Annotated in this window: 6 protein-coding genes; 5 read left to right on the top strand and 1 reads right to left on the bottom strand. The window is 60.0% G+C overall.

Translation table 11 applies throughout. The features are described 5' to 3' along the window. Positions 1–871 (top strand): hypothetical protein (locus VMU57_RS00255; protein WP_325379579.1); only part of this gene is annotated, 871 nt, incomplete at its 5' end. 23 nt (positions 872–894) lie between these two features. Next, positions 895–1,779, top strand: coding sequence for a 2-dehydropantoate 2-reductase (locus VMU57_RS00250; protein ID WP_325379577.1), 885 nt, complete (start codon positions 895–897; stop codon positions 1,777–1,779). A gap of 2 nt (positions 1,780–1,781) precedes the next feature. Here the strand turns inward: VMU57_RS00250 and VMU57_RS00245 are convergent, their stop codons facing one another. Then, positions 1,782–2,399: a TetR/AcrR family transcriptional regulator gene (locus tag VMU57_RS00245; RefSeq protein WP_325379575.1), complete on the bottom strand. Its 618-nt coding sequence runs from the start codon at positions 2,397–2,399 to the stop codon at positions 1,782–1,784. A 113-nt stretch (positions 2,400–2,512) separates the two neighbouring features. On the opposite strand from VMU57_RS00245, the gene VMU57_RS00240 reads away from it, so the two are divergent. The 3 genes from VMU57_RS00240 to VMU57_RS00230 form a co-directional block, all read left to right on the top strand. After that, entirely contained in the window at positions 2,513–3,133 is a 621-nt protein-coding gene (locus VMU57_RS00240) for an FMN-dependent NADH-azoreductase (protein ID WP_325379573.1), read from the top strand. A gap of 17 nt (positions 3,134–3,150) precedes the next feature. After that, positions 3,151–3,537 carry a hypothetical protein gene (locus VMU57_RS00235; protein ID WP_325379571.1) on the top strand — a complete coding sequence of 129 codons (387 nt, stop codon included), beginning with the start codon at positions 3,151–3,153 and terminating at the stop codon, positions 3,535–3,537. Between the two features lie 102 nt (positions 3,538–3,639). After that, the coding region (locus VMU57_RS00230) for a hypothetical protein (RefSeq protein ID WP_325379569.1) at positions 3,640–3,863 on the top strand (224 nt) is incomplete at its 3' end.

Here is a 3,863-nt window from a genome sequence, read left to right as displayed (position 1 = left end):
CGACACCAGAAAAGAACTTCCGATCGAAGACGTCACCGTCACCGCATCCGACGGCGTTGTGAGCGCCACCACCCAGTCCGATGCGGCCGGATACTTCAAGCTCGAACTACAGCGGCAGGTATGGTCAGGCCAGCCAATCGTGGTCCATTTCCGTCATGAGGACTATCAGCCATACGATTTAAATCTGCAGGCGGGCAGGCTGGAGATCGACGAGAGCCTGCATGTCGTGGCCATGGTTCCACTGCCCGAACCGGCCATGGCGACTCCCGGCGGCAAAGAGTCCGTGGTCTCGAATATTCGGGTGCGATATACCATCAACTCGCGCACTCAGTCGAACGTCGGCAGCGCGGTCAAGACCTTTCAGGTGGTCAACCAGGGCAACGTTCCCTGCCAGAAGCATGAACTCTGCTCGCCGGATAAGAGTTGGAAGGCATCCCGCGGTTCCGCGACGCTCGATGCCGGTCAGGACAATACCTTCGGCAACGTGCGCGCCTCGTGCATCGCCGGGCCGTGCCCGTTTACAAAGATCGACGACACCGGCTTTGAGAAGGGCGGTCGCTCCATCACCGTCTCCGCGATCGACTGGTCGAATACGACTACGTTTCTGTTGGAGGCCGAGGTCTTTCATACAGCCATCAGCTCGAACGTGCGCGAGTCCTACCCAGTGATATTTGGCCGGGCGCTCAACTTTACGCTTCCCCCCACGCAGGAGGGCGTCAGCCTCGAAGGCGACATTGACGGCGCACCCATGGTCTTTCCGCTCGGGCCGGATCTTTATCTCAGTTGGGCCAACTGCACCGCGCGAACCAGCAAGAGCAGCGATCAAACCACGGTCTACCGCTGCGAGCTCAAGCCCGGCTACCGGTTCTGATCTAAGATCGCAGCGAGGGTATTGTGGCTCGAATAGCGATCATTGGAGTAGGCGCGATCGGCGGGGTCATCGCCTCGTTGTTGCAGCAGGCGGGACATGATCTGGTCCTATGCGTACGCCGCCCCCTGGCTGGGCTAACGATAGAGACGCCCGATGGGCCAGTAGCCGTGCGGGCAACCGTAGTGACCGATCCTACGGAGACCCCTGCTGTGGATTGGGTCATCGTGGCCACCAAGGCCTACGACGTTGCCGGCGCAGCAAAGTGGCTGGAGCGGCTTCGGGCAGACGGCGCTCCGGTCGCGGTTCTGCAGAACGGCGTGGAGCATCGCGAGCGGTTCGCGCCCTATGTGCCGAGTGGTTCCATTCTCCCCGTCGTCGTCGATTGCCCAGCCGAGCGTCATTCTCCGGAGCTGGTTCGCCAGCGCGGCGCGATGCACCTCAAGGCTCCCGAGGGAGCGTTAGGCCAGTCATTTATCGATCTGTTCGCGAAGACGCCAGCGGATGCAGTGGTGGTCTCCGACTTCACTACCGTCGCATGGAGAAAGCTCTGTCACAACGCAGCCGGAGTCTTGCCCGCGTTACTGTTGCAGCCGTCGGGCGTGATGCACAACGAGGCCATCGGCGAGACCGCCCTTCAGATTGTTCGCGAGTGCATCGCCGTAGGCCGTGCCCAGGGGGCAAAATTGGATGACGACGTCGCCGAAGCCGTGCGACAGGCCTATCGCGCCGCTCCCGCTGATGGCATCAATTCGCTGCACGCCGACCGGCTGGCAGACAGGCCGATGGAGATCGACGCTCGCAACGGTGTCATCGTGCGGTTAGGGAAGAAGCACGGCATTCCCACGCCATGCAATCAGATGGCGGTTGCTCTGTTAGAAGCGATGGTTCAGGAAAAGGCCGACGCCTGAAGCTAGTTGTGCGCCGCAGCCGCTACGTCGGGCGATTCAAGCGTACGGCCTGCCTCTAAAATTGGCATCACCAGCAGCAGAATACGACCGACGATCTCTTCCGCTGGCGCGTGGTCGGGAGTGTAAAACCACTGCTTGACCGCGCCGTAGATTGCCCAGCTCGCAGTAGTCGCAACCATCTCCGAGGCCCCAGCCGAGCCGTCGTTTTTCAGGCCCTTGCTCAGGACCTTGCGAATGGCCGCGGTCATGGCCGACTCCATCAGCGGCTCAAAGGCGTTCTGGCGCGTACACGCCGCACGGTCGCCATGCGATTCGGTCAGATAGTCGCAGGTAGCCAGAATGATGGACGCGGCAGCGCTGGGGCAGGTGCCGTCGAAGCTGACGTTGCGCTCATGCAGCAGCTTGTGGAATCCCCCTCCCACCATGGCGTCGAGCAGGGAGAACTTGTCGGTGTAGTGGTCGTAAAAGGTGGCGCGGTTTACCGTCGCGGCATCGGTGATGTCCTGCACCGAGATCTCGTCGAAGCTCCTGGTCTGCATCAACTCGCGCAGCGCCCCCTGCAGGAGCTGCCGGGTGCGGCGGATGCGAGGGTCGCGAACTTCACAGTCAGAGATCGGCATAGGGTTCTGGTCATTAGAGGTTATCAAAGAGAAAAAGAATCTTCTTTACGACATATGTCGTCTATACCAACATATGTTGTTTATGCGGCGCATGTCGCCAAGGAGATTCTGCTATGCCCACCCTTCTTCACCTCGATTCAAGCCCGCTGGAAAGCTCCATCAGCCGCGAGTTGACGCGCGAGTTCGTCAAGACCTGGAAGGCCGCCCACCCCGACGGAGCCGTAATTGAGCGCGATCTGGTCGCCCATCCGCCAGCACTAATTGATGCCATATGGGTCGGCAGCGTCCATACCCCCGAATCTGCCCGAACCTCCGAGCAGGCCGCAGCCCTGGCGATCTCCGACCAGTTGATCGCCGAGCTGGAGACTGCCGATGAGTACATCCTCGGCGTAGCCATGCATAACTTCAGCGTTCCCTCCGTCCTCAAGCTCTGGATCGACCAGATAGCCCGCCACGGACGTACCTTCACCTACGATGAATCCGGTGCCGAGGGGTTGCTGAAGGGCAAGAAGGCGACCATCGTCATCGCGAGCGGAGGCGTTTATGAGGTTGGAACCCCCGCCGGGGCGATGAACTTCGTCGAGCCATATTTGAAGGCCGTTCTCGGCTTTCTGGGCATAACCGACGTGAAGTTCGTGACCGCCAGCGGCGCCTCTCAGGTGATGCGCGGAACCATAGATCGCGCAACCTTTCTGCAACCAGTCCTGGAACAGTTAAGAACGGTGGCGGCGTAAGCCGGAGAGGAAAAACTATGAAGATCGCTGTTCTGATCGCGCGTATTTTGCTGGGCCTGTTGTTCCTTATCTTCGGCCTGAATGGATTTCTGCACTTCATCCCCATGCCTCCACCGACAGGACTGGCGGGGCAGTACATGGGAGCCCTGTTTATCTCGCATTACCTCACCGTGGTCTTCCTGCTCCAGATCATCGGCGGCGCGTTATTGTTGTCCAACCGCTTCGTGCCGCTGGCGCTTACCCTGCTCGGGCCAGTGTTGGTGAACATCCTGCTCTTCCACTCGTTCCTGGCTCCGGCAGGCCTTCCGCTGGCGCTGGTAACGACGCTGCTATGGCTGACAGTCTTCAGCAGCGTCCGCCGGGCGTTTACGGGCGTCTTCGCGCAGCGGGTTGTGGCGCAGTAAGTAGGGTGAGGGTGCTTGTCCGGCTCTTCGGGGCGGGCTGGATGAGCACCTGATATCGAAAGTTGTATGGCATTGAAGAGTTGGAGTGCTAGCCTTGCGCGCATGAAATTCTTAGCGATTTTTCTACTGCTCTCAACGTCCGCCTTCGCAACTCCGAGACGCTATCGCTCGCCGTCTCCGGTTCATGTGCGTTCGACGGTGACCAAAAGAGGCGTCTACCGTACCGCGCACGTCAGAACTGCGCCCGATCGCACCCAACGCAACAACTATTCAACCAAAGGAAATATGAATCCCTACACAGGAAAGGCCGGAACCAGAACGGCGAA

Source organism: Edaphobacter sp., assembly GCF_035532915.1.
Classification (GTDB): domain Bacteria; phylum Acidobacteriota; class Terriglobia; order Terriglobales; family Acidobacteriaceae; genus Edaphobacter.
The sequence above is the reverse complement of the archived record's forward strand: the minus strand, read 5'-3'. Positions and strand labels throughout refer to the sequence as shown.